The 297-nt window shown below is 67.0% G+C and carries 1 protein-coding gene; it reads right to left on the bottom strand.

The features are described 5' to 3' along the window. A partial coding sequence (locus tag EN874_RS33085) for an FAD-dependent oxidoreductase (RefSeq protein ID WP_135884743.1) occupies positions 1–276 on the bottom strand: 276 nt, incomplete at its 3' end. Positions 277–297 lie beyond the last annotated feature (21 nt).

Here is a 297-nt window from a genome sequence, read left to right as displayed (position 1 = left end):
TTCCGATCTGTCAAGCCGCAGCCAGGCGCGGCAATCCTGCCCGGCCGCGAACCTCCGGTAGCGGTCGAGGCCCGCGATGCGCAGTGCATGGTAGGCGGCCGAGCGTTTTCGCGCGGAGTTGAGCCAGGCGAGTGAGCGCGACGACGCGCCGTTGGCGACCGGCCCGTCGCTGACGATCGTCACTTGGGCGCCGAGTCGGGCGAGATGAACGGCGGTTGAGACGCCGAAGATGCCGGCGCCGATGACGGCGACCTTGAGGGCGGATTTTTCAGTCATGACTGCAGCTTTCGATGATCG

Origin of the sequence: Mesorhizobium sp. M1D.F.Ca.ET.231.01.1.1 (assembly GCF_003999155.2) — a bacterium.
Classification (GTDB): Bacteria; Pseudomonadota; Alphaproteobacteria; order Rhizobiales; family Rhizobiaceae; genus Mesorhizobium.
This window is presented reverse-complemented; position numbering and strand designations above follow the sequence as displayed.